Origin of the sequence: Serratia sp. KG1D (genome assembly GCF_037150675.1) — a bacterium.
GTDB lineage: Bacteria > Pseudomonadota > Gammaproteobacteria > Enterobacterales > Enterobacteriaceae > Serratia > Serratia nematodiphila.
On record NZ_JBAGIH010000001.1, the window covers coordinates 1261497 to 1285665 of the forward strand.

The following is a 24169-nucleotide window of genomic DNA, read 5'->3' on the forward strand; positions in this document are numbered from 1 at the left end:
TGCCGGGCCCTGAGGGAAACGCGAAAGTTAATCGCGCGGAATGGCGGTGCCCCAGGTTTTCCAGTCCTTCGGCTCTTCCGGATTCAGCAGGAAGTGCTTGTTCGGCGTCGCTTTCGGCGCCAGCGGAATAGTCGGCGGGGTGGCGAAGGCGATACCGCCGCGGATGAACTGCTGGAAGGTGCCGCTCTTGATCACGCCGCCGGTCAGGCCGAACTGCAGGTTGTAACCCGACGCCAGCCAGAACACGCTGTTGTTGCGCACCAGATGCTGATACTTCTTGCTGATGCGCAGCGCGACGTGCACCCGGTCGGACATGGCGCCAAGGTAGAAACCGGTGATGGTGCCGACCTCCACGCCGCGGAACAGCACCGGCGTGCCGATCTGCAGCGAGCCGGTTTCGGCGGCGTCGAGCACCACGCTCAGGCCGTCCAGATAGCGCGAGTCGGTGATGCTGGCCTGCTGCAGCTCGAAGGTGCGCAGCTCGCGGCCGCGCCCCGGCTCCACGTTGATATAAGGCTGGAGCAGGGTATCGAGGTTGCTGACGCCGGCGGCGGAGATCTCCGGCGAGACGATCGAGAAGCGGCTGCCGAGGCGCGCGAAGGTCTGCACATATTCCGGATACAGCACCGCCTTGGCCAACACTTCGTTGCGCTCCGGCGCCAGCTGCAGCGACTCCACCTGGCCGACGTCGATGCCGAGGTAGCGCAGCGGCATACCCGCCGACAGCTTGCTGGCGTCGTAGGTTTTCAGCGTGATTTGGCTGCCCACCGCGCGGGCGGCGGTTTCGCTGGCGTACAGCACGCGGTTGGCGCCTTTGTTCAGCGTCACGCCCTGTAGATTATCGAAGCTGATGGCGCCTTTCAGCGCGCGGTTGAGCGGCGAAGCCTGCACCGTCAGGCCGCTGCCGTTGAGCTGCACCTTGGCGCCGCCTTCGGCCCAGAAGATGCTTTCGCGCGTCAGCAGCTTGCGGTATTCCGGGCTGATGTAGACATCCACCTCAAACTCGTTGGCCTTCGGCCGAACATTGACGATCTCGCCCACCTGGAATTTACGATACAGCACCACTGAGCCGGCCTGCACGTCCGGCAGGCTGGTAGCGCTGAGGGTCAGGGTGGTGGCGGGGGCGTTGCCGACGATGCCTTCCTCGGCTTTTTCGCTGTTGGCGTACAGCGGGTATTGGCCGCCAGGTTCCCCCTTGCTGCCGGGAATAATGCGCACGCCGCCGTCTACCCACTCCTGGGCGCTGGCGCCAAGCACTTCCATGCCGTCGATGCCCAGCTTGACGTCGAGGCGGCTGTTGACCACGAATTTACTGTCTTTGTGCAGCAGGCCGCGGTACTGCGCATCGATGGCGGCGGTGAATACCACGCCGCCGGCGGTCAGCGTGCGGCTCAGGATTTGGCCGACTTTCACGCCGTGCACCACCAGCGGCTGCCCGACGTCGATGCCGTAGCTTTGCGGCGCCGTCAGCGTGACGGTCAACACGCCCGGCTGTTGCAACAGCGTTTCGCTGCTGTCCAGCACGTTGAAGCGTTGCTGCGGCTCGCCTTCGCCCGGTACCAGCTCCAGCGTGGTGCCGGTCAGCAACTGGCTAAGCTTGGCGTCGTTGAGGCTGATGCGCGGGCTGCGCATCACGATGCGGGTGCCGCTGCGCATCAGATCGACCACCGAAGGATCGATGGTCAGTTCACCGACCACTTTGCTGTCCTGTTGCAACGTCAGTTTGGTCAGGGTGCCGACCTGCAGCCCCTGGTACATCAGCGGCGTGCGGTTTTCACTCAAATTGTTGCCGCTCGGCAGATCCAGCAGAATATTGACGCCGCGCTGGCTGTGGGCCAGGTCCGGGTAAAGGGTATAGCTCTGATCGCCCTTGGCCTGCTGGCCATCGGCAGGAGAATCGAAGGCAATGGCGCCGTTGACCAGCGCCGCCAGGCTCTCCATCTGCACCGTGGCACCGGACAGGCTGAAATCGCCCTTGAAGCCGGAAACGTTCCAGAAGCGGCTGTTGCTCTTCACCAGGTTGGCGAAGCGGCGGTCGATCAGCACGTCGATGGTCACGCCCTTGTTGCCTTCGCTGATGGTGTAGTCATACACCTTGCCGACCGGGATTTTACGGTAATAGACCAGCGAGCCGCTGTTGAGCGAACCCAGGTCGTCGGCGTGCAGGTGAATCATCAGCTCGCCGGTGTTCAGGCGGTACTTCGGCTGGGTATCGAGCGCGGTGAAGTGGGTTTGCTCCTTGCCGCTGCCGGGCATCATGCCGATATAGTTGCCGCCGACCAGCGCATCGAGCCCGGATACCCCGGCCAGCGAGGCCTTGGGCGTCACCAGCCAGAACTGGGTGCCTTCGCGCAGCGAGTCTTCCAGATCGCTTTTGATACTGGCCTCCACCACGATGCTGCGCAGATCTTTGCTCAGACTGATTTTTTGCACCGTGCCGACCTCAACGCCCTGGTAGCGCACTGGCGTGCGGCCGGCGACGATGCCCGCCGCCGATTGGAAATCGATGGTGACGGTGGTGCCGCGTTCCTGGACATTGTTATAGACCAGCCACCCGGCGATCAGCAGGGCGATGAACGGCAGTAACCAGAACGGTGAAATGCGGCGTTTGTTCTTGACCCGCGCTTCAGTCGGTGTAGTCGGCGTTTCCTGTTGCATGTGCATCCCAAATCAATCGGCTATCGAGCCACTCAACGGCAAGAATAGTCAAAATGACCGCCGAGCCAAAGTAAAACGCGGCCGGTCCCATAGTAAAAGATAACAGCTGGTCGCGGTTTACCAGCGACATCATCAAGGCGATAACGAACAGATCGAGCATCGACCAGCGGCCGATCCAGGTGACCAGACGCAGCAGACGAATGCGTGTCTTCAGGCTGTGCGAGGTTTTGAGGTGGATGCTCAGCAACAGCGTGACCAGCACGATCACCTTGGTAAAAGGCACCAGCACGCTGGCGATGAACACGATGGCGGCGATCGGCACATTGCCGGAGGTGGCCAGTGAGACCACGCCGGAGAAGATGGTGTCTTCCATCCGCACGCCGTTGGCGTAAATGATGGAAATCGGCAGCAGGTTGGCCGGTATCAGCAGGATCATCGCCGCGATCAGCGCCGCCCAGGTTTTCTGCAGGCTGTAGGGCTGGCGGTGGCACATCGGCACATGGCAGCGCGGGCAGCGGCCGCGCGCGTCAGGGTAACCGGTATAGTGGCAGGACAGGCAAATATGCAGCGCCGCCGGCGGGCCTTCCGGCTGTTCCTGCGGATAGTAACGCTCCCACAGCTGCTCCAGGTTAGCGTGGATCAGCGTCAGGATGCTGAGCAGGGTGAGCGACAGGTAGGCGATCAGCGCGCTGCCCGCCTGGATGTCGGCGTAATCCTGCACCTTGATCGCCGCCACCGCCATGCCGATCAGATAAATGTCCAGCATCACCCACTCTTTGAGCCGCTCCAGCATCAGCAGCACCGGGCGCAGGTTCATGCCGAGCGCGTGGCCGAAGCGCAGATACAGCAGCGACAGCGCCAGCGTCAGCGGGGCGCCGATGGTGCAAAACGCCACCATGCTGGCGGTGAGCGGATCGCCCTGGCGGCTCATCTGCCAGATGCCCTCCAGCAAACTGGCGTCGATGCGCGTGCCGAGCAGGCGGATGCTGATCAGCGGTTCGGTGAAGGCGAACGGCATCAGCAGCAGCATGGTGATCGCCATGGCGGTCAGACGCGTCATCGACCAGTCGCGGCCATGCACCACCTTGGCGTTGCAGCGCGGGCAATAAGCGGCCTGATTGCCGCTGAGCGGCGGCAGCATGAACAGCAGATCGCACTCGCAGCAGCGTTGGTGGCGCGCTTTGGAAAGGGGGGCGGTGATCGCGTGTATTTTCATTTTTGACAAGTAGCTGCCCTTGAGCCCGCCGGAACTGTCAGCGTAGCTGAAAAATAAACCGGCCGCGTCACCGGCGATCGGGCGCCGGACGGTAAAACGAGGTAAACCGGGATTCTGAGCGGCAAACATACCCCGAGCGACGGGGTTTTGTGAAGCAACAGATGATTAACCTTGTGGCTATACGCATTTAATGCTTATTTTATAGGGCCTAAGCTTTGGGCTTCTGGCCATCTTCACTGTTTCAATGGTTATCACATGACAAAAGAACAATTCTACGCGGAATTAAAACGTGATCTGAGCGCGTTGCTCGGCGGGGAGACCAACTTTATCGCGGCGCTGTCCAACGCCAGCGCCTTGCTCAACGAGCGTCTGGATGACGTGAACTGGGTCGGTTTCTATCTGATGGATGGCGCTCAGCTGGTGCTGGGGCCGTTCCAGGGCAAGATCGCCTGCGTGCGCATCCCGGTGGGCAAGGGCGTGTGCGGCACGGCGGTGGCGGAAAATCGCGTGCAGCGCGTCGGCGACGTGCATGCGTTCCCGGGCCATATCGCCTGCGATGCGGCCAGCAACGCGGAAATCGTGCTGCCGCTGGCGGTTGGCGGCCGAGCGATCGGCGTTTTGGACATCGATAGCACGGTTTATCAACGCTTCGACGAACGGGACGAAGCGGGCCTGAAAGCAGTGGTGGCGGGGCTTTGTGAGCAACTGGAACAGTGCGACAGTGCGAAATATGTGACTGTGGCGGCAAGTTGATCGACGGTTAACGTGGCAATTACCGATGGCGTCATTATAATGACGCCTGTTCATGCCTGTGGCTTGTTGGCAATACCGTTGTAATCAGGAAATTTCATGGAAAATCAACCTAAGTTGAACTCTAGTAAAGAAGTCATTGCTTTTCTTGCCGAGCGTTTTCCGCTCTGCTTTAGCGCCGAAGGCGAAGCTCGTCCGCTGAAAATCGGTATTTTTCAGGATTTGGTAGAGCGCGTGCAGGGGGAAGAGAATCTCAGCAAAACGCAATTGCGTTCTGCCCTGCGCCTGTACACCTCAAGCTGGCGTTATCTGTACGGCGTTAAAGTCGGCGCGCAGCGCGTCGATCTGGACGGCAATCCGTGCGGTGAACTGGAACAGCAGCATGTCGATCATGCTCGCCAGCAGCTTGAAGAAGCCAAAGCGCGCGTTCAGGCACAGCGTGCCGAACAAAACGCCAAAAAACGTGAAGCCGCCGGTGAATCCGCCGATGCTGCGCCACGCCGTCCGCGTCCAGCCGGTAAAAAGCCCGCTGCACGTCGCGAAGGCGGAGCCGCGCCGGAAAACCGCAAGCCGCGCCCACAAACTCGCCCACAGCCCGCTCGCCAACCTCGTGCAGCCAAAGAGGAAAGCCAGCCGCGTTATGCGCCAGTCACGGATATCTCTAAACTGCAAATTGGCCAGGAAATCAAAGTCAGAGCAGGCAAGAGCGCGATGGATGCTACCGTACTCGAAATCGCTAAAGATGGCGTACGTGTGCAGCTCTCTTCCGGTCTGGCGATGATTGTGCGCGCAGAACACTTGCAGTTCTGATACGGAGGCCAACCCAGGCATGAACAAATTCGTCAGATTAACAGCGATTGCAGGGCTGCTGTGGGCGGGTGTCAGTTACGGCGCGGAAACAGCCAACATCCGCATCGGCCAACTGCCCCAACTGCAACAGGAACCCCAGCACGCTACGGTGAGTGAGCGCGTTACCTCGCGCTTCACTCGCTCTCATTACCGCCAGTTCGCCCTCGATGCGGAATTTTCAGGCAAGATCTTCGATCGCTACCTGAACATGCTGGACTACAACCATAACGTGTTGCTGGCCTCCGACGTGGCGCAGTTCGCCGGCAAACGCAATCAGGTTGGCGAAGAGCTGAAAACCGGCAAGCTGGACACCTTCTACGCGCTGTTCAATCTGGCGCAGAAACGCCGTTTCGAGCGTTATACCTATGCGTTGTCGTTGCTGGACAAGCCGATGAACTTCACCGGCAACGGCACTATCGATCTCGACCGCAGCAAAGCGCCGTGGCCGAAAGACAAGGCCGAGCTGGATAGCCTGTGGGATGCGAAAGTCACCTATGACGAGCTGAACCTCAAGTTGACCGGCAAGACCGACAAAGAAATCCACGACACGCTGACCAAACGCTATCAGTTCGCCATCAAGCGCCTGACGCAAAGCAACAGCGAAGACGTCTTCCAGCTGGCGATGAATGCCTTTGCGCATGAAATCGATCCGCATACCAACTATCTGTCTCCGCGCAATACCGAGCAGTTCAACACCGAGATGAGCCTGTCGCTGGAAGGCATCGGCGCGGTGCTGCAGATGGATGATGACTACACCCTGATCAACTCGATGGTGCCGGGCGGCCCGGCGGCGAAGAGCAAGGCGATCACCGTAGGCGATCGCATCGTCGGCGTCGGCCAGGCCGGCAAACCGATGGTGGACGTGATCGGCTGGCGTCTGGACGACGTGGTGTCGCTGATCAAAGGGCCGAAGGGCAGCAAGGTGCGCCTGGAGATCCTGCCGGCCGGCAAGGGCACCAAAACCCGCGTGGTCACCTTGACCCGCGAGCGTATCCGCCTGGAAGACCGCGCGGTGAAAATGACCATCAAGACCGTCGGCAAAGAGAAGGTGGCGGTGTTCGACATCCCTGGCTTCTACGTCGGCTTGACCGATGACGTGAAAGTGCAGCTGCAGAAGATGGCCAAGCAGAACGTCAAGAGCGTGATCATCGATCTGCGCACCAACGGCGGCGGCGCGCTGACTGAAGCGGTCTCGCTGTCCGGCCTGTTCATTCCGAGCGGCCCGGTGGTGCAGGTGCGTGACAACAACGGCAAAGTGCGCGAAGACGCCGACACCGACGGCGTGACCTACTACAAAGGCCCGCTGGTGGTGCTGGTCGATCGCTTCAGCGCCTCCGCCTCCGAGATCTTCGCGGCGGCGATGCAGGATTACGGCCGCGCGCTGATCGTCGGCGAACCGACCTTCGGTAAAGGCACCGTGCAGCAGTACCGTTCGCTGAACCGCATCTACGACCAGATGCTGCGCCCTGAGTGGCCGGCGCTCGGTTCGGTGCAGTACACCATTCAGAAGTTCTACCGCGTCAACGGCGGCAGCACCCAGCGCAAGGGCGTGACGCCGGATATTCTGATGCCGACCGGCGTCGATCCGGCGGAAACCGGCGAAGCGTTTGAAGACAACGCCATGCCGTGGGACAGCATCAATGCGGCGACCTACAGCAAGACCGGCGATATGACGCCGTTCGAGCCGGAACTGCTGAAAGATCACCAGCAGCGCATCGCGCAGAATCCGGAGTTCCAGTACATCGCGCAGGATATCGCGCATTACAAGGCGCTGAAGGATAAACGCAATATCGTGTCCCTCAATCTGGCGGTGCGCGAGAAAGAGAACCACGATGACGATGCGACCCGTCTGAAACGCATCAACGAGCGTCTGGAGCGCGCGGGTAAGAAGCCGCTGAAATCGCTCGACGATCTGCCGAAGGATTACCAGGAGCCGGATCCGTACCTGGATGAAACCGTGCATATCGCGCTGGACCTGGCTCATCTGGAAAAGGATCAGCCCGCTCAGCAGCCAACGCCGGCTAAGTAAGGCCGCGTCTGGCAGGATGAAAAACGCACCCTCGGGTGCGTTTTTTTATGGTTGCGGCAAGCCCGGCTTAAGCCGGTTTCTTGCGGTGACGCAGCCCGAGCTGAATGCAGGAAACCACCACCAGCAGACAGCCGAACAGCGACAGCAGCAGCGGGATCTCATGCCAGAACAGCCAACCCCAGGCGATGTTGAACACGATGCCGATATAGCGCACCACCGAGACCACGATCAGGTTATCGGAAGAGAAGGCCTGGGTTAAGACGACCTGCCCCAACAGCGACACCAGGGCGATGGCGAGCAGAATGGCGAACTGATAGGCGTTGGGCCAAACGAACGCGTTCCACATCAGCGGCAGCGAGATCAGCGTTGCGATGAACAGGAAGTAGAACACGATCTCGTAGTTGTGGTGGCGCTTGCTGAGTTTGTTGACCGACAGATAGGCGATCGAGGCGAACACCGCGCTCATCACGCCGACCAGCGACGCCAGGGTATAGGCCGAGAAGTGCCACGGCCGCACCAGCAGCACGGCGCCGATGATGACCATCGCCAGCCAAAACGCGGTATTGGCGTTGACCCGTTCACGCAGCACCAGCAAGGAGAGCAAAATGGAGAAAAACGGCGACAGATAGGCCAGCATGCTGGCGTCGGCCAGCGTCAGATGGGCGATGCTGTAAAAATAACAAATGAGATACAGCCCGCCCATGGTGCCGCGCAACACCAGCAGCGGCCGGTCTACGCGGCTGAAGGCGATGCGGTGGCGGTACATCAGCAGCAGAACCAGCAGACAGCCGATGCTGCTGCGAAAAAACACGATTTCACCGGTGGGAATAGCGTCGGAGATGGTTTTAACCAGCGCGTTCATGACGCTGAAAATCAACGAGGCAAAAATGGCCAGTAAGGCACCCTGATTCATGCTTGCCTCCGCCATTGTCGGTAAATGATGTCCGCCTGCTCGTCGCAGGTATCGTCCAGCAACGAACGATGGCAATGCTCGGCGCCGTTCCGGGTGACGAAGCGCTGCAGCGCCTGCTGAAAGCGCGCCAACAGACGCTGGGCGGCGGGCATCTCGACGTCAAGCCGCTGCGCCAGCAAGACCAGGACGCGCAGTTTGCGCACGTCCTCTTGCGGCACGCGCGGCAGGCGCCAGCGCCCCTGGGCATCCTGGAAGACGCGGGCGACTCTGACGGCGGAAAAATCATAGTAGCGGCCCTGCGCGTCCGGCTCGGAATAGGGATCGACCAGCAGCGCGGTATAACGCGTAAACAGCGCATAGCATTGCTCTGTCGGCGCGAGCTGCGGGAATTGGTCAATCCAGCGGCGGCTCACCATGCGGGGCGGAACCGGGTAGTTGTCGTCATTCAAAAAGCGCAGCAGGTTAATGGCCTCGATGCCGAGCCGGTTGAGCAACTGCTGGTAATCCTGCGAGAGCGCCAGCATGTCGGCGATCGCCTCGGGACAGATGGGGCCCTCGGGGTGGGTTTTATACAGGTACTGGATCGGCGCCTGCGGCTGGAATATCGCCTGCAGCGTGGTTTCGGCCAGCGCCAGCGGAGGATGAACATAATTGGTGATGCTGAAGCGCTCGGCGGCGAGCAGGCTGTTGCAGCGTTGGGCGTCAATGCCGTGACGCGCCAGCAGCGAGCAAAGCCAGTCGAGTTCGGCGCAGTCTGACCTTGCGCCTGCGCCGGCCAGATAAATCCGCTGCTTGAACGCCTTGGTGTAGGCGCGGTAAGGCTGTTCGGCGCTCTGGTACTTGGTGTCGGCGTAGTAGCTCGACAGGCTGATGACCTCGACGTGGGATTGCCCGGCGTCCTGCAGCAGGCTTTGCGCCATCAGGCCGGAGCCGATGGAGGGAGAGAGCAGGATCAGTGAGCGCAGTTGGGGCAACGCCGCCCATGGCACCTGTTGCAGCACGTCATGGTATTGATCGGCGGGGACGGCAAGGATCAGTCTGCGCCAGTCGCCGCCGACCAGTGACAGATCATCGCAATAGCGATCAATCGTCACCTGCGCATCGTCTTGGGTGCGCTGCGCCTTACCGGCGCCCGTCAGCCATAGGCTGGGCGTGTGCGCCAGATGTTGCTTCAGGCGGCGCCCTTTTTCGCTGGGGCGGTTGTACAGGCCGATGCGCGCATTGGCCGCGGCCTTGATGTCCGCAGCCAGTTGGATCGCCGCCGGGCCGGCGCCGAGGATCAGGGTGGGAAAGGCATTATTCATGGCGGTGGGGCTCCAAAATCAACAGATCGTACAGCGGGGTGGCGAGCGGTTTACCGCTGACGCGCCAGGGCGAGCCGGCGGCCTGGTGGTGGTAAGGGCAGTTGAAGATCGACTTGAGGCCATTGCCATAGCGCACCAGCAATTTGCCGCACTGGGGCAGCAAAGGCCGCAGCGCCTTCAGCAAACCCTGCTTGTCCGCCACCAGAGAGGCGATGATGATGTGATCGATATCGTTGCGCGTCAGGCCGTTCAGCTTGTCGATGCAGGGCATCTGCTGCACCAGCCCCAGGTGGCGCGTGAGCCGGCGGGCAAAACGCTGGGCCGCCGGATCGCAATCGTAGCAAATGACGGTGGCGGAGAGCCTGGCGACCAGCGCCAGCGCCGTGGTGGGCAATGCGCCGCTGCCCACCAGCAGCACCCGTTCGCCGGGTTTAATGTCGGCGGCCGCGATCTCCAGCTGCAGCGCGCGGTCGAAACTGTTCAGGTAGGCGTTGGTTTGCGCCGGTTCCCGGCACAGCGCCGAGACGCGATGTTTCTCGTAGTCGCACAACGCGGCGTTGGCTGTCGCCCGCAGTTGGGCGATCTGCGCCGTTATCAAACGGTCGTTTTCCAGTTTTCGACGGTAGGCCTGCAGCTGTGGTTCGTCGTTAAAGGCTTGCAGGCGGCTGAAACGGCGTTCCAGCAGGGAAAAATGGCGCCGATCTTGCCGGGCGGAGCGGTGTAGCTGGTGAATTTCCTGTTGCAAGCCGGCGAGTTGCGCCAGCATGTCCGCCTTGGTCAGAGTGTACATGGGGATTCTCCGTGTGCGTGTAACAGCTGTGTCGGCAGCAGATAGGGGTAGCCCTGCGGGCTGACGCCGTTTTCGATGCTGACGCCAAATACGCGAGACACCATCGGATGTCCCATCATCTGATGGGTATCGCCGTGGCAAACGACGCGTCCGTGCGCGAGCAGCGTGAGTGAGTGGCAATAGCGCAGCGCCAATCCCAGATCGTGGATCACCAGCAGCGTGATGCAGCGGTGGCGCCGGCCATAGTCGGCGATCTGATTGAGCACGCGCAGCTGGTGGTGGATATCCAGCGCGCTGGTGGGTTCGTCGAGCAAAATGATCTGCGGCTGAGAGACGAAGGCCTGAGCCAGCATCACCAACTGCCGCTGCCCGCCGCTGAGACGGTTGAAGGGGCGATCGGCGAGCGCGGAAATGCCGCATTCCGTAAGCGCCTGCTCGACCGCATCGGCCTGGGCGGCGCTGACGCGCCAGCTCAACTGGCGTACCTTGCCCAGCAGCACCATGTCAAAAGCGGTCAATGCCGAATCGCAGCGATTAAGCTGCGGCACATAGGCGATACGGCTGGTTTTCGGATCGAAAGGGCGTTCGCGGTAAGCGATCTCGCCGCTGCATGGCACCATGCGGTTAATCGCTTTGAGCAGCGTCGATTTGCCGGCGCCGTTGGGGCCGATGATGCCGCCGAGCTGCGCCTCCGGCCAGCTCAATGAAACGTCTGCCAATAGCGAGCGGCGATGCAGCGAGACGCCGACGCGGGTGAGGGTCAGTTGAGTCATGGGCGTTTAACCTGTCGAGTGACGAAGTAAAACAGCACCGGTACGCCGATCAGGGCGATAACGATGCCGATGGGCACCACGCCGTTCGGCATCACCAGCTTGGCGACGATCGAGGCGCACAGCAGCAGCAGGCTGCCGCAGAGGGCGGAAATGCAGATCAGGTAGCGCTGATCCTCACCCACCAGAAAGCGGGCGAAATGCGGGGCGATCAGCCCGACGAACCCGATGGTGCCGACAAACGAGACCGAGGCGGCCGTCAGCAAGGTCGCCAGCAGAAAGGCCAGCTTGCGCAAGGCGCTGACATTGATGCCCAGCCCCTGGGCCTGCTCTTCGCCGGCGGACAGCGCCGTCAGCCGCCAGGCGAGCCGCAGACTGACGAACAGCGCGCACAGCAACACGACGCCGGTGATCGCCACACCGTGCATATTGGCTTTGAGCAGGCTGCCGAACAGCCAAAAGACAATTTGCTGCATGGCTTCCGGTGAGGCCAGAAACAGCAGCAGCGATTGCAGCGACTGAAAGAAAAACAGCACCACGATGCCGCTCAACACCAATATTTGCGGCGTCATGCCGCGGCGTTGTCCCAGCAGATAGACAGGCACGCAGGCGAGCAACGCCATCAGCGAAGCCAGCAGCGGCGTGCCCAGCGCCAACGCGCCGCCCAGGCTGAAGCCGGTGAGGATCGCCAGCGCCGCGCCGAACCCCGCCGCGGCAGAGATCCCCAGCGTATAGGGGCTGGCGAGGGGATTGGCCAGCACGGTCTGCATCAGCAGGCCCGCCAGCGCCAGGCTGGCGCCGACCACCAGGGCGGTGAGCGTCATCGGCAAGCGAATCGACCAGAAAACCGCCTGATGCAGCTCGTTGCCGGGCGCAGAGCCGGGCCAAAGCATCCGCACGATATCCGTGAGGCCAAGTTGCGCGGCGCCGACGGTGAGGTCGATGGCGGTCGCCGCCAGCAGCGCGCCGAGCAGCGCCAGCGTCAATAGCCCGCGGCGCAGCCTGCGCCGTCGCAAAAACGCACGTCCTGTGTGGGCCACGGTTATTCTCCTTGCCAGCGTTGCAAGAAGACGCCGTCCGCCTCTATCGGCAAATATTGATGGTAGAACTGCGCCAGATTGCGCGCGGGATCAACATCGGCAAACGCGGCGGGATAGAGCGCTTTCGCCAGATACTGGACAAAAATAAAGTCGTATATCGTGCGCGCGCCGCCATGGTAAAGCGCATAAAGACGCTGATTTTTTACCGCCGGCAGCTGCGGCCATCCCGCCCGCCGGGCGTATTGCGTCAGGCGCGTCTGTAGGGGGGCTGCCTGCGTGCCGTAGCCCATCGGCACGGCGTTCGGCATGTTTTCCCAGTCGCCACCGGCGAGAAAAATCACCTCGGGCCGTTGGGTCAGGACATAGTCGGCGCGCAAGGGGGAAGGGCTGCCGACGACGCCGGCGGCGATATTGTCGGCGCCGGCCAGCTGCAGCAGCGGCCCCCAGATCGATGCGCCATAGCTGCTGCCGTACTCGCCGGGGCCCTTGTCCCCCAGCTCAATGTAGGTGACCGGCGGCGGCAGCTGCGCCTGGCGGATGCGCCGCCGGGTATCCTCGAGGCTTTGGCGATATTCGTCGGCCAGCCGTTCCGCTCGCTCGGCGTGGCCCATCGCCTGGCCCATCAACCGGATGCTGGCGAGCTTGACTTCAACGCCCTGATTGAAGTCGACGACGATGTAAGGAATGTTGAGCCGTTGCAGCACCGGCAGGAAGTTGGCGAAGCCGTCGAGCTGCCACTTCGCCAGGATCAGCAGATCTGGCCGCGTGGTCAGCAGGCGTTCAAAATCGAAGCTCTGGTTATAGAGCGAACCGACATCGACCAGTTGAGCGAGCCGTGGCAGCGCCGCCTGATAGCGCGCCCATTGGCTGGCGCGCAACGCCCAGTCGCTTTTGGAGAAGGCGACGACCTGTTGATAACTCTCCGGGCCGTTCACCGCCAGAAAATCTTCGTAGTAAAAGCCGATATAGGCGCGCTGTGCGGGGGCGGCCAGGGTAACCTGGCGTCCTTCAACGTCGGTGAGGTGAATTTCCGCGTGCGCGACCTGGCAGAAAAGCAGCCACGTCGCCAGCATCCAGACGATACGCGATAACATGATTGACATCCCTTTACGATTAATTGTGATGTTATAATGTAACAATTAATCGCGAAATTCAAACTTTCGTCGCCGCTGGATCAGGCGGGGCATGATGAAGCGCGCCGAGCGGATATTGGCCTATAAAGCGTGAGGATAACGGTTCTCGTTGTCATGGCGTGCGGGCAAAGAAATTTTTCTGCAAAATCCCTCCGCCTTGCGCAACAATCGTTTACAATTTGCCAAATCCCGGTCGCGCGTCGTTTTTGTAAAGTTTCGTATTTTTAGTAGGTTAATGGCGCGCGACTCTTGAAACTGTGACGAATGCCCATACGATCTAGGGTATCTTGGACAGCGTTTTGTTAACATTTATGAGGAAGTAAACATTTTATGATGCGTATAGCTCTGTTCCTGCTCACCAACCTGGCGGTGATGTTGGTTTTCGGGCTGGTGCTCAGCCTGACAGGAATCCAATCCAGTAGCGTTCAGGGCCTGATGATCATGGCCGGTCTGTTCGGCTTCGGCGGCGCTTTCGTGTCGTTGCTGATGTCCAAGTGGATGGCGCTGCGCTCCGTCGGCGGGGAAGTGATTGAACAACCGCGTAACGAAACCGAAAACTGGCTGCTGGAAACGGTGCGCCGTCAGTCGCAGCAGGCGGGCATCGCCATGCCGCAGGTCGCTATCTACCACGCGCCGGACATCAACGCCTTCGCCACCGGCGCACGCCGCGACGCCTCGCTGGTCGCCGTCAGCACCGGCCTGCTGCAGAGCATGAGCCGTGACGAAGCGGAAGCGGTCATCGCGCACGAAATCAGCCACGTCGCCAATGGCGATATGGTGACCATGACCCTGATTCAGGGCATCGTGAACACCTTCGTCATCTTCATTTCGCGCCTCATTGCGCAGGTCGCTGCCGGTTTCCTCGGCAACCGCGACGGTGATGGCGAAGGGGAAGGCAACGGCAACCCGATGATTTACTTCGCCGTGTCGATGGTGCTGGAACTGGTGTTCGGCATCCTGGCGAGCATCATCACCATGTGGTTCTCGCGTCACCGCGAGTTCTATGCCGACGCCGGCTCCGCCAAACTGGTGGGCCGCGAGAAGATGATCGCCGCCTTGCAGCGTCTGAAAACCAGCTATGAACCGCAGGAAGCGGGCAGCATGATGGCGTTCTGCATTAATGGTAAATCCAAGTCGTTCAGCGAGCTGTTCATGTCGCACCCGCCGCTCGACAAGCGTATCGAAGCGCTGCGTACCGGCCAGTACCTGAAGTAATCGGCTGAATGAAATGAAAAACCCCGGCTTGCCGGGGTTTTTTTATGGCATGCCTGAACCGCTTTTTCAGCGTCGACGGGGGTTAACGCGGTGCAAGAACCCCCCGAGGCCATAAAGCCCGCCTTCGAATAACGTCTGTCGGCCTCTCTGTGCGTTTACCGCCGCGGAGCGAGACGACCATGAAAGAGGGTAAGCCGCATCCTGGCTGAGTGACGACCGGCTGTTTGGCTTTGGAAGCGCATGTTATATGCTTTGGCGCAATGACATTTGTCCCTGAGGCCCTATGAAAATCAACCACCTTCCCTTGCTCAACGGTGATGAACTACCGGCGCGCCTGGCGGAATTGACAGGCGGTATCGCCGATGCGGTTGCGGAACTGTTCAACCGGCATGATGACGATGCTGAACGGCCAGCGATTCGCTGGCATTCAGGCGATCTTCACCTCCCGGCATTTTTCCCCGACGAGCACGACAGCCACGATTACGATTACCTGATCGTGGACGGCGATATGATCGTGGAAGGATGCCTGGCGGTATCGCCGCAGTGCGAGGACGGCGGCATTGTTGTGCTGGGGCGGCTGCAGGCGGATACGCTGATTTGCTGGGGCGGACTGGTCGTGCGTGATGATGTCCGCATACGCCATGCCTATTGCAGCTCAGGAAACGACGGTGCGTTTGTGGTGGGGGGAGATCTGACCGCGCTCACCCTGGTAGAGACGGGGGAGTTTATCCATGTCCATGGCGATCTCGATGTGCGGTGTCTCGCTTCGTTGCAGAACTTCGTTCAGGTTGACGGAAACACGCGCTGCGATTGCCGCATCGACAGCGCTCAGGCCGAAGATCTGATCAAGCGCATGTTCGCCCCCGGCTTACTGAAGGGCTTCGAGGGGGTGGATAACGACGGCCAACGCATTGTTGGCTGGTATCCGGATGACGACGCCTATTTAGCGTGTCTACGACAAGGCCGCAGCCCTTTGAGGAGCGGCGACTGACGCCAGGCCTGCATCGCACTCGACGTGGCTCGGCTCAGGCAGGCCACATCGGATTGGGGCCCGGCTCTTTCTATGCCCGCTATTTCACCTCGCGGCTGGGCTGCGCCGTTTGTGTCGTCGGTTGAGTGATGCGCAGGCTGCTGACCGCCGCCGCCAGGGTGGCGAACATCCCAGCCAGGATCAGTGAAGCGTGGGTGCCGGAGGCCGGGAACAGGTTGAACATCAGCGCCACCAGCGCGGCTCCTGAGGTTTGCCCCAGTAGGCGGGCGGTGCCCAGCATGCCGCTGGCGCCGCCGCTGCGGTTGCGCGGCGCGGCGGAGATGATGGTGTGGTTGTTGGGCGACTGGAACAGACCGAAACCGGCCCCGCACAGCACCATGCGCCAGATGATGTCCATATTCGACGGCGCCGCGGGCAGCAGCGCCAGCGAGAACAGCCCGAGCGCGAACACCGCCAGTCCAATGCAGCCCAGCAGGCCGGCGTGCACGCGCTCCACCAGCCGGCCGGCGATCGGCGCCATCACCACGATCGCCAGCGGCCACGGCGTCAGCAGCAGCCCGGTTGCCACTTCGTCGCGGCCCAACGCGCTTTGCAGGAAGAACGGCAGCGACACCATCGCCAGCATTTGCGCGGCGAACGAGCAGATTGAGGTGCCCATCGACAGGGCGAAGATCGGGATGCGCAGCAGATCGACCGGCAGCAACGGAAATTCCTGGCGCAGCTGGCGGCGCACGAACACCGCGCCAATCGCCAGCAGCGCGGCAATCTCGCTGAAGATCAGCGTCAGGCTCTGGCCCTGGGCGAAGCCGCTGATGGCGGTGATCAGCAGGCCGAAAGTCAGCGCGTTCAGCACCGCGCTGGCGGGATCGAAACGGCGATTATCGCTTTTCTGGCCGTTGGCCGGCAGGAATTTCATCCCCAGCAGCAGCGCGACGATGCCGATCGGCAGGTTGATGGCGAACAGCCACTGCCAGGACGCGACCGACAGGATAGCGGCCGCCACCGTCGGCCCGGCCGCCGAGGAGCAGGCGACGATCAGCGAGTTGATGCCCATGCCGCGGCCGAGAAAACGCTGCGGGTAGATGATGCGGATCAGCGCGGTGTTGACGCTCATAATGGCGGCGGCGCCAAAGCCTTGCAATACGCGGGCGATGGTCAGCGTGAGCAGCGAGTCGGACAGGGCGCAAAACAGCGAGGTGATGCTGAACACCAGCAACCCGGCCTGATAGATGCGGCGATAGCCGACCAGATCGCCGAGCGAGGCCAGCGACAGCAGAGAGACGGTGATCGCCAACTGATAGGCGTTGACCACCCAAATGGAGCTGGCCGGGCTGGCGTTAAGATCGCGCGCGATGGTGGGCAGCGCCACGTTGGCTATCGCGCCGTCGAGCACCGATACGGTAATGCCGAGGGCGATGGCGAGGATCGCCCCATAGCGTTGCGGGACGGGGAGGCCGTCGGAACAAGGACGCATGTTGGTCTCAGCGGTATTTATTCAGGGGAGTATTATCATGCTAATCATATTCGCCCGTGATTGCATGCCCGTTGCCCGCTTAATTGTAAATAGCGGTGAGCGGGCCGGGGTTATCCATTTGGCTTCAATCGCTTAGCGTTCAGCCGCGTTGCGCGCCGCGATCTGTTCCGATTATACTGAAACCCTTGTTTAAATTTCCTGAAACAAAACCGTTAAGTAGGGCATTCACCATGGCTAACGCAGATTCAGACAAGCAACCGGATGCCGTCTCATCCGTGATGAAGGTGTTCGGCATTTTGCAGGCGCTTGGCGATGAGCGCGAGATTGGCATTACCGAACTTTCCCAGCGAGTGATGATGTCCAAAAGCACCGTCTACCGTTTTCTGCAAACCATGAAAGCGTTGGGCTACGTATCGCAGGAAGGCGAGACGGAAAAGTATGCGCTGACGCTCAAGCTGTTCGAACTGGGCGCCAAATCGTTGCAGAACGTCGATCTGATCCGCAGCGCCGACGTGCAGATGCGCGAACTGTCGAACCGCACCCGCGAAACCATCCACCTCGGCGCTCTGGATGAGGACGGCATTGTCTATATCCACAAGATCGACGCGATGTACAACCTGCGCATGTATTCGCGCATCGGTCGCCGCAACCCGCTGCACAGCACCGCCATCGGTAAAGTGCTGCTGGCCTGGCGCGATCGGGAGGAGGTAGCGCAGATCCTGTCGCAGATTGAATTTACCCGCAGCACCGAGCATACCCTGACCAGCGCCGCCGAACTGTTGCCGGTGCTGGAGCGGGTGCGTGAGCAGGGATTCGGCGAAGATGTCGAAGAGCAGGAGGCGGGGATCCGCTGCATCGCGGTGCCGGTCTTTGACAGGTTCGGGGTGGCGATCGCCGGGCTGAGCATCTCTTTCCCGACGCTGCGCTTTTCCGACGCGGCGCGGGAGGAGTATGTGGCGTTGCTGCACGTCGCCGCCCGGCGCATTTCCGAGCAGCAGGGCTATCACGACTACCCGTTCTGACCGTCATTTTGATGAGCGAGGCGCTGCCATGGCAGCGCCTTGTTGTTATTTCGCGCCGGGCGTCAGCCGCTGAGAAATCCGCTCCAGCATCAGCATCAGCAACAGCGTGGCCGCCACCAGGATCATGGTCAGCGTCGCGCCGTTGCTGATGCTGCCGCGATCGGTCAGGCTGAAGATCGTGACCGGCAGCGTCGCCCAGCTCGGCGGGTAGATCATCATGGTCGCGCCCAGCTCCCCCATCGACAGCGACAGGCTGAGTGCGAAGGCGGAGATCATGTAGGGGGCGATCATCGGCAGGGTGACGTGACGCAGGCGGAACAGCGGCGAAGCGCCCAGGCTGGCGGCGACGTTCTCGTAGTCGCCAGGCAGCCGGGTCAGCCCGGCCATCACGTTGCCGAAGGTAAAGGCGGAAATCAGCACGAAGTGGGCGGCGGGCACGATCAGGAAGGTGCCGTTCATCTGCAGCGGCCCCTGGCTGAACGCCACCAGCATCCCCAAACCGATAGAGACCGAAGGCACCGCGCTGGGAATGAAAAACAGCGTGCCCAGCAGCCGCTGGCCGCGCCCCTGATGGTGGCGCAGCGCCAGCGCCGCCCAGGTGCCGCACAGCAGCGCGAACAGGCTGGCGCTGAAACCGATAGCCAGACTGGCGACCAGCGCGTCCCAGGAGGCGCCGCTGAACGCCTGGCGGAAGTGGTTGAGGGTGAAGCCGCTCGGCAGCACGCCGTTCCACTGTTCACTGAGGCTGGACATCAGGATCACCGCCAGCGGCAGGCAGAAGAACAGGGCGAACAGCGTGACCGTCAGCGTGCAGGTCAGGGTGCGGCCGGTGCGAGACCAAATCAACATCGTCAGTTCCTCAGCCCGGCGCGCGCCGCGGCGTAGCGGTAAAGGGAGAACAGCCCGAGCGACAGCGCGATATTCACCACGGCGATGGTGCAGGCGACGGCGTAATCCGCCTCCAGAATCGCTTTGGCGTAGACCATCATCGGCAGCGTGGTGACGCCCTTGGCGCCGATAAACAGCACGATGCCGAACTCATTGGTGGTCAACAGCAGGCACAGGCTGCCGCCGGCCAGCAAGGCCGGCAGCGCGGCCGGTAAAATCACCTGGCGCACCACGCGCCCCGGTCGGGCGCCGAGGATGCTGGCGGCCTCGAGCTGGCTGCGGTCGATCTGCGCCAGCGCCGCCATCAGCGGGCGCATCACTAGCGGCGTAAACACGGTGATTTCCGCCAGGATCACGCCCCAGATGGAGTAAAGAAAGTCCACCGGCGGCAGGGTGAAACCAAAGGTCGCCATCAGCGTGCCGTTCAGCAGGCCGGCGGAGCCGTAGATAAAGGTGAAGGCCAGCGTGATCAGGAAGGTCGGCATGGCGATAAAGGTATCGATCACCCGGGCGATCAGTCGGCTGCCGGGGAACGGCGTGAATACCAGCAGCAGCGACAGCAGGGTGCCGAGCACCAGGCAGCCCAGCGTCGCCAGCAGCGCAATCTGCAGCGTGTTGAGCAGAGCGCCGACAAAGCGGCGGGATTCGAACACCTGTTGCAGCGCGGCGGCGCTGAATAGCCCCTGATCGTCGGTAAACGCCTGTTTGACGATCAGCGCCAACGGGTAGAAAAACAGCGTCGCCAGCACCAGCAGCGGCAACAGGATCCACAGGCGGCGCGGCAAACGCAGCCGCAGGGCCGGGCGAATAAGCGTAGAGTCGGTCATGTCAGTCCTCGATCAGTACCGCATCGTCGGGGGCGAAGTAGAGCGGCACGCGCTCGCCGATCTGCGGCATCCGGCTGCGATGAGTGGTGACCACGCGCAGCGGATGGCCTTCCGCGTCGAACTGCAGGTGCGTCAACTCTCCCTGCCAATGAATATCATGCAGCGTGCCGATGATGCAGTTGCTGCGCTGGGCATCGGCATCGAGCGCAATGTGCTGTGGCCTGATGCACAGCAGCTTGTCGAAGCCGCGTTGTGCGCCGTAAGTGAAACAGCCGATCACTTTGCCGGCGCAGCTGACGGTGGTCATGCCTTGCTGCGCGGTAGTTTCCAGGGCGGTAGCCGGCAGCAGGTTGGCGCGGCCGAGGAACTCGGCGGCGAAGCGGTTCGTCGGATGGTGGTACAGCGCGCGGGTTTCGCCGTGGGCGATGAGATGGCCGTCGCGCATGATGCCAATCTTGTCCGCCAGCGTCAGCGCTTCGCCCTGATCGTGGGTGACGTACAGGATGGTCAGATCCGGCAGCTCGCGGTGCAGGCGGGCGATCTCTTCCACCATGCTGTGGCGGATTTGCGCGTCCAGCGCCGACAGCGGCTCATCCAGCAGCAATACTTTGGGGCGCACCGCGATGGCGCGAGCGATCGCCACCCGCTGTTGCTGGCCGCCGGAAAGCTGGTTGGGATAGCGCTTGGCGTAGGCGGACATGCCGACGATGGCCAACGCCTCTTCGACGCGCTCGGCGGTCAGGCCGCGCGGCTTGCCCTGCGCGCGCAGGCCGAACGCCACATTGTCCTCGACGCGCATATGCGGAAACAGCGCGTAGTTCTGTACCACCATGCCCAGGCCGCGCTCATAGGGCGGCACGTCGGTGACATCGACGTCACCGATGGCAATACGCCCGGCGGAGGGCTGCACGAAGCCGGCGATCGCTCGCAGCACGGTGGTTTTACCCGAGCCGGAGGGGCCGATCAGCGCCAGCACTTCGCCGGGGGCGATGGTGAGCGTCAGGGGTTTCAGCACCTCGGTGCCGCGATACGACACGCTGACGCGGTCGAGCTGAATGCCCGACGGCCCGGCGATGTCGAGGCTGCTATCCCGCGCCTCGGCGCGGGAAGTGAGGGTAGAAGGCATGGTCAGCGTCATTCTGTCACCTTGTGCCAGCGGGAGATATCGGCGGACAGGCTGTTCACCACCTGGTTCCAGTCCGGCGCCCAGATCTCTACACCCTGCAGCGCGGCCTGCGACTGCCTGAAGTTATCGTCGGTCGGGGTGACATCCTTACGCACCGGCATGCCGTAGGAAATGGCGCTGACGCTGCTCTGCGCTTCCTTGCTCAGCAGGAAGTCGATCAGCTTTTTGCCGTTGGCGCTTTGCGGCGCGCCTTGCACCAGGCCGATGTAGTAAGGCAGCACCAGCGTGCTGCGCTTGCCGTCCGGCCCGGCCGGCCAGAACACCTTGACATTCGGGTTGCTGCGCATCTGCGCCAGGTTCATCTGCAGATCGCCGTTGGCCACCAGCAGCTCCCCCTTATTGACCAGCGCGGTCAGCTTGCCGGTGGAGGCCGAAGGGCCGACGTTGTTGCTTTGCAGCTTGCCGAGGTAGTCGAAACCGGCGTCTTTGCTGCCGAAGCTGTGAAACGCCTGCAGCATCACTGCGGTGCCGTCACCCGCCTGGCCCGGCGTGGAGTACTGCAGCTTATTGCGGAACTGCGCGTCCAGCAGCTGTTGATAGCTGGCAGGCGCCTGCGGCAGCAGTTTGGCGTTATAGATGAAGCTCAGGTAGTTGTTCACCAGTGGCACGAACTGCGGCTGGGCGTCGGCGATCTGCGCCGCATCCTGCGGGGTGAAGTCCTGCAGCAGTTTTTCCGCGGCGGCGCGCTGGATGAACGGCGGCAGCGTCACCAGCACGTCGGCCTGCGGGTTGCTGCGCTCCTTCGACAGGCGCTCCACGATGGCGCCGGAGCCGCCTTCTACGTACTGAACTTTGACGCCGGTCGCCTGGGTGAAGGCGTCGAACTGGGTTTGATACCAGCTGTGATCGCCGTCGTGCAGACCATCGGCGGAGTAGACGGTCACCACCGCATCGGCGGCCCAGGCCGGCGCGGCGCCGAGTGCGATGGCGGTCATCACGACCAGACGAGAAAATTTCATAGCTTCAGCCTCACTGTTGCGGGTTAATGCGAAACTGGTATACACCAGATATGCGGCCAAGCTAATCGGCAAATATGACAAACAAATGAAAGCGGCAAAATATATTTGCCTTAAAAGGGGGATCGAGCGTGGGTGAGGAAGGCGGGGCGGCGGGCGCCGGCCCCGTGATAATCGAGGTTAGAGCGTATCGACTTCGATGCGCAGGCTGTCGTGGCGCCAGTATTCAATATCGAAATCGAGGATGCGGCCGTGCTGATCGTAATTCAGTCGACGCAGCAGCAACGCGGGCAGGCCGACCATGGCGCCGAGCGCGTTGGCGGCGCGGTAAGGCAGGGCGGTCGGGTAGAACGACAGGTGCATGTTGCTGTAAATCAAATCGTAATGCTGTTGATAAACCTCGGTCAGGCTGCCGTTGAGATCGTGACTGAGCAGTTCCGGCACCCGCTGCGGCAGGCAGTGGTTCTCGCAATAGCAGATGGCGCGGCCGTCGGCATAGCGCACGCGGCGCAGCAGATACACCTGATCGAACGGTTCGAGCGCCAGCGGCTGCATGACGTCGAGCGGCACAGTGGTTTTTTCGCCGGACAGCAGCGCGGTGCGCGGCGTGCGCCCTTGCTCCTGACAGAGACGGTGGAAGTTGGTGTTCTGCGTCGGATCCAGCCACAGCCGTTCCGGCGTGACGAACCAGCCGCGGCGATCGGCGCGGTAGATGGCGCCGGTGGCTTCCAATTGCGCCAGGCTTTCGCGAATGGTGACGCGGGTGGTGGAGAAGATGGCGCACAGCTCGCGCTCCGAAGGCAGCTTATCGCCGGCCTGCAGCGCGCCGCGGGTAATGCGCGCCTGGAGCTGATCCTTGATCTGCAGGTAGTGAGGCATATCGCCCTGATGTTCTTTCATTTCATCTCGCTATGGCATCGGCCCGACATTCCGGCACGCGCTTATTATACATAGCCAGATGAATTTTTTGTTTCACCGCGCTTTGTCGTTTGACCGGGGCAGGAATTTGCCGCCACAATGAGCGCAATCTGGTATAGACCAATAGGTGAATAACATGTCCGATCGTAACTACCTGCTGTTGACCCCCGGCCCGTTGACCACGTCGAAAACGGTGAAAGAGGCGATGCTGTATGACAGCTGCACCTGGGATGAAGATTACAACCTCGGCGTGGTGCAGCGCATTCGCCAACGGCTGGTGGCGCTGGCGACGCCGTCTGCCGGTTATACCTCGGTGCTGCTGCAAGGCAGCGGCAGCTTCGCGGTAGAGGGCGTGCTGGGTACGGTCATCGGCCCGCACGACAAGCTGCTGATCGTCAACAACGGCGCCTACGGGGCGCGGATGATCGAAATGGCGCGGCTGATGGATATCGACCACCACGCCTTTGACTGCGGCGAGGTGAATGAACCGGACGTGGCGGCGATGGAGGCGGTGCTGAAAAGCGATGCGCGCATCAGCCATATCGCCATGGTGCACTGTGAAACCACCACCGGCATGCTCAATCCGCTGCAGAAGGTCGCCGGTCTGGCGGCGCGCAATGGCAAGACCTTTATCGTCGACGCCATGAGCAGCTTTGGCGGCATCCCGTTGGATGTGGACGCGCTGGGCATCGATTTTCTGATCAGCTCCGCCAACAAATGCATTCAGGGCGTGCCGGGCTTCGCGTTCGTCATCGCCCGCCGCAGCGAGCTGGAGAAATGCGCCGGCCGTTCACGCTCGCTGTCGCTGGATCTGTACGCCCAGTGGCGCTGTATGGAAGACCAGGCCGGCAAATGGCGCTTTACGTCGCCGACCCACACCGTGCTGGCCTTCGCGCAGGCGCTGAAAGAGCTGGAACAAGAGGGCGGCATTGCCGCGCGCCACCACCGCTATCAGGCCAATCAGCGGCGGCTGGTGGCGGGTATGCGCGAGCTGGGTTTTGAGACCCTGCTGGACGATGCGCTGCACTCGCCGATCATCACCGCGTTCTATTCGCCAAAGGCTGATACATACCGCTTCGCCGAGTTTTATCAGCGTCTCAAGCAACAAGGCTTCGTGATTTATCCCGGTAAAGTGTCGCAGAGCGACTGCTTCCGTATCGGCAACATCGGCGAAATCTATCCGCAAGATATCGAACGTTTGCTGGCGGCCGTCGGGCAGGCGATGTACTGGAATCAATAA

At 61.7% G+C, this 24169-nt stretch carries 21 protein-coding genes; 7 read left to right on the forward strand and 14 right to left on the reverse strand.

All coding sequences use genetic code 11. The annotated features are described in order from the left end of the window. Window positions 1–27 precede the first annotated feature (27 nt). Both WFM45_RS06200 and yebS read right to left on the reverse strand, forming a co-directional pair. A complete protein-coding gene (locus WFM45_RS06200) occupies window positions 28–2658 on the reverse strand; it encodes a PqiB family protein (protein ID WP_260953730.1) in 2631 nt (876 codons plus the stop codon). Then, window positions 2627–3874, reverse strand: coding sequence for a membrane integrity lipid transport subunit YebS (gene yebS, locus WFM45_RS06205; protein WP_336954912.1), 1248 nt, complete (start codon window positions 3872–3874; stop codon window positions 2627–2629). The genes WFM45_RS06200 and yebS overlap by 32 nt, the downstream gene beginning before the upstream one ends. Window positions 3875–4129: 255 nt before the next feature. Between yebS and WFM45_RS06210 the strand changes: the two genes are divergently transcribed. The 3 genes from WFM45_RS06210 (at window position 4130) to prc (ending at window position 7502) form a co-directional block, all read left to right on the forward strand. Then, a complete protein-coding gene (locus WFM45_RS06210; protein WP_033633237.1) occupies window positions 4130–4627 on the forward strand; it encodes a GAF domain-containing protein in 498 nt (165 codons plus the stop codon). Between the two features lie 96 nt (window positions 4628–4723). Beyond that, window positions 4724–5434: an RNA chaperone ProQ gene (gene proQ, locus WFM45_RS06215; protein ID WP_004931497.1), complete on the forward strand. Its 711-nt coding sequence runs from the start codon at window positions 4724–4726 to the stop codon at window positions 5432–5434. 19 nt (window positions 5435–5453) lie between these two features. Continuing rightward, window positions 5454–7502 (forward strand): carboxy terminal-processing peptidase, encoded by a 2049-nt coding sequence (prc, locus tag WFM45_RS06220; protein ID WP_021505504.1) that lies wholly within the window; start codon window positions 5454–5456, stop codon window positions 7500–7502. 67 nt (window positions 7503–7569) lie between these two features. Here the strand turns inward: prc and WFM45_RS06225 are convergent, their stop codons facing one another. The 6 genes from WFM45_RS06225 to WFM45_RS06250 are packed head-to-tail and all read right to left on the reverse strand — an operon-like array spanning window position 7570 to window position 13413. Continuing rightward, the gene (locus WFM45_RS06225; protein ID WP_004931494.1) at window positions 7570–8415 is read right to left on the reverse strand and encodes a DMT family transporter; all 846 of its coding nucleotides are present in this window, start codon (window positions 8413–8415) and stop codon (window positions 7570–7572) included. Further along, a complete protein-coding gene (locus WFM45_RS06230) occupies window positions 8412–9719 on the reverse strand; it encodes an opine metallophore biosynthesis dehydrogenase (RefSeq protein ID WP_336954913.1) in 1308 nt (435 codons plus the stop codon). Before WFM45_RS06230 ends, WFM45_RS06225 begins: the two co-directional genes overlap by 4 nt. Next, window positions 9712–10509: a nicotianamine synthase family protein gene (locus WFM45_RS06235; protein ID WP_004931490.1), complete on the reverse strand. Its 798-nt coding sequence runs from the start codon at window positions 10507–10509 to the stop codon at window positions 9712–9714. The genes WFM45_RS06230 and WFM45_RS06235 overlap by 8 nt, the downstream gene beginning before the upstream one ends. Beyond that, a complete protein-coding gene (locus WFM45_RS06240) occupies window positions 10497–11282 on the reverse strand; it encodes an ABC transporter ATP-binding protein (protein WP_336954914.1) in 786 nt (261 codons plus the stop codon). The genes WFM45_RS06235 and WFM45_RS06240 overlap by 13 nt, the downstream gene beginning before the upstream one ends. Continuing rightward, the gene (locus WFM45_RS06245) at window positions 11279–12319 is read right to left on the reverse strand and encodes a FecCD family ABC transporter permease (protein ID WP_085058641.1); all 1041 of its coding nucleotides are present in this window, start codon (window positions 12317–12319) and stop codon (window positions 11279–11281) included. Before WFM45_RS06245 ends, WFM45_RS06240 begins: the two co-directional genes overlap by 4 nt. Window positions 12320–12321: 2 nt before the next feature. Then, the gene (locus WFM45_RS06250; RefSeq protein WP_033633231.1) at window positions 12322–13413 is read right to left on the reverse strand and encodes an ABC transporter substrate-binding protein; all 1092 of its coding nucleotides are present in this window, start codon (window positions 13411–13413) and stop codon (window positions 12322–12324) included. 369 nt (window positions 13414–13782) lie between these two features. Between WFM45_RS06250 and htpX the strand changes: the two genes are divergently transcribed. Together htpX and WFM45_RS06260 are read left to right on the forward strand one after the other, a co-directional pair. Beyond that, a complete protein-coding gene (gene htpX / locus WFM45_RS06255; RefSeq protein ID WP_004931482.1) occupies window positions 13783–14667 on the forward strand; it encodes a protease HtpX in 885 nt (294 codons plus the stop codon). Window positions 14668–14950: 283 nt separating this feature from the next. Next, complete coding sequence (locus WFM45_RS06260; protein ID WP_336954915.1) at window positions 14951–15658, forward strand: hypothetical protein; 708 nt, start codon at window positions 14951–14953, stop codon at window positions 15656–15658. Between the two features lie 79 nt (window positions 15659–15737). Here the strand turns inward: WFM45_RS06260 and WFM45_RS06265 are convergent, their stop codons facing one another. Then, window positions 15738–17132 carry an MFS transporter gene (locus tag WFM45_RS06265; RefSeq protein WP_336954916.1) on the reverse strand — a complete coding sequence of 465 codons (1395 nt, stop codon included), beginning with the start codon at window positions 17130–17132 and terminating at the stop codon, window positions 15738–15740. Window positions 17133–17362: 230 nt separating this feature from the next. On the opposite strand from WFM45_RS06265, the gene kdgR reads away from it, so the two are divergent. Continuing rightward, on the forward strand, window positions 17363–18154 hold the full coding sequence (gene kdgR / locus WFM45_RS06270; protein WP_044031370.1) for a DNA-binding transcriptional regulator KdgR: 792 nt from the start codon (window positions 17363–17365) through the stop codon (window positions 18152–18154). A gap of 45 nt (window positions 18155–18199) precedes the next feature. Here the strand turns inward: kdgR and WFM45_RS06275 are convergent, their stop codons facing one another. From WFM45_RS06275 to phnR, 5 genes are all read right to left on the reverse strand, one after another. Beyond that, complete coding sequence (locus tag WFM45_RS06275; protein WP_336954917.1) at window positions 18200–19003, reverse strand: ABC transporter permease; 804 nt, start codon at window positions 19001–19003, stop codon at window positions 18200–18202. Window positions 19004–19005: 2 nt separating this feature from the next. Then, the gene (gene phnU / locus WFM45_RS06280; RefSeq protein WP_021505496.1) at window positions 19006–19869 is read right to left on the reverse strand and encodes a 2-aminoethylphosphonate ABC transporter permease subunit; all 864 of its coding nucleotides are present in this window, start codon (window positions 19867–19869) and stop codon (window positions 19006–19008) included. A 1-nt stretch (window position 19870) separates the two neighbouring features. Then, window positions 19871–21001, reverse strand: coding sequence for a 2-aminoethylphosphonate ABC transport system ATP-binding subunit PhnT (phnT, locus tag WFM45_RS06285; protein ID WP_394854528.1), 1131 nt, complete (start codon window positions 20999–21001; stop codon window positions 19871–19873). A 2-nt stretch (window positions 21002–21003) separates the two neighbouring features. Further along, a complete protein-coding gene (locus WFM45_RS06290) occupies window positions 21004–22014 on the reverse strand; it encodes a 2-aminoethylphosphonate ABC transporter substrate-binding protein (protein ID WP_103686759.1) in 1011 nt (336 codons plus the stop codon). Window positions 22015–22191: 177 nt separating this feature from the next. Next, the gene (gene phnR / locus WFM45_RS06295) at window positions 22192–22911 is read right to left on the reverse strand and encodes a phosphonate utilization transcriptional regulator PhnR (protein WP_004931465.1); all 720 of its coding nucleotides are present in this window, start codon (window positions 22909–22911) and stop codon (window positions 22192–22194) included. 154 nt (window positions 22912–23065) lie between these two features. Here phnR and phnW point away from each other — a divergent pair, with 154 nt between their 5' ends. Next, window positions 23066–24169, forward strand: coding sequence for a 2-aminoethylphosphonate--pyruvate transaminase (gene phnW / locus WFM45_RS06300; protein ID WP_015377681.1), 1104 nt, complete (start codon window positions 23066–23068; stop codon window positions 24167–24169).